Source organism: Vibrio sp. Vb0349, assembly GCF_033338975.1.
In genome coordinates this window covers 1-1,042 of record NZ_JAWOTS010000449.1, presented here as the reverse complement: position 1 = coordinate 1,042, position 1,042 = coordinate 1, and the positions used below count along the sequence as shown (strand labels likewise).

General features: G+C 46.8%; 2 protein-coding genes. One reads left to right on the top strand and one right to left on the bottom strand.

Annotated elements, in window-relative coordinates:
• On the top strand, positions 1 to 678 hold a 678-nt coding region (gene thrC, locus R7Q47_RS26510; protein WP_318090293.1), incomplete at its 5' end, for a threonine synthase.
• Positions 679 to 817: 139 nt separating this feature from the next.
• Here the strand turns inward: thrC and R7Q47_RS26505 are convergent.
• Positions 818 to 1,042, bottom strand: a 225-nt coding sequence (locus R7Q47_RS26505) for an autonomous glycyl radical cofactor GrcA (protein WP_318090292.1), incomplete at its 5' end; no start/stop codon positions are given.

The window sequence follows — 1,042 nt, the reverse complement described above, 5'->3', positions numbered from 1 at the left end:
GAAGAGATCGGTCTGAACTCTGCAAACTCAATCAACATCAGCCGTTTGATGGCGCAAATCTGTTACTACTTTGAAGCTGCGGCGCAAATGAGTAAGCAAGAGCGTGAAAACCTCGTGGTTTCTGTACCAAGCGGTAACTTTGGTAACCTAACAGCAGGTCTATTAGCAAAAGCGCTAGGTTTACCTATCAAACGTTTTATTGCTGCTACCAACGCGAATGACACGGTGCCTCGTTACCTCGAAACGGGTAAATGGGAGCCAAAACCAACGGTTGCAACCACTTCAAATGCGATGGACGTAAGCCAACCGAACAACTGGCCGCGTATCGAAGAGCTATGCCGTGTGAAAGAGTGGGGCCTAGAGACACTAGGTAAAGGCGCAGTTTCTGATGAGCAAAGCGCACAATCAGTAAAAGACTTGTACGCATTAGGCTACCTATGTGAGCCACACGGTGCGATTGCTTACCGCGTATTGGAAGAGCAACTGCAAGAAGGTGAAACGGGTCTGTTCTTGTGTACTGCGCACCCAGCGAAGTTCAAAGAGGTTGTAGATGATATTCTTCAAACGGATATCGAATTGCCTGCACCACTAGCTAAACATGCTGCGATGGAGCTGTTGTCTGAAGATCTTGACGCGGATTTTGATGCACTAAAAACAGTATTACGCCGCGTTCAGTAACCAAAACTGAATATGCGATAAAAGGTGGGGCATTGTCTCCGCCTTTTTGTTTTTATAGGGCTGGTCTCGGGCAGAAATCGAACATAAAAAAACGGCGCTCATTGAGCGCCGTTTTTAAACCTTACCTGAGCGTACTCTATTATAGAGTCTCAGTAAATGTACGAGCGATAACATCACGTTGTTGTTCTGGCGTTAGCGAGTTGCAGCGTACTGCGTAACCAGAAACACGGATTGTTAGCTGTGGGTATTTTTCTGGGTGAGCAACTGCATCTTCTAGCGTTTCACGTTTAAGAACGTTCACGTTTAGGTGTTGACCACCTTCGATGCGAGGTGCAGTTTCGATAGCTACTTCGCGGCTTTCGTA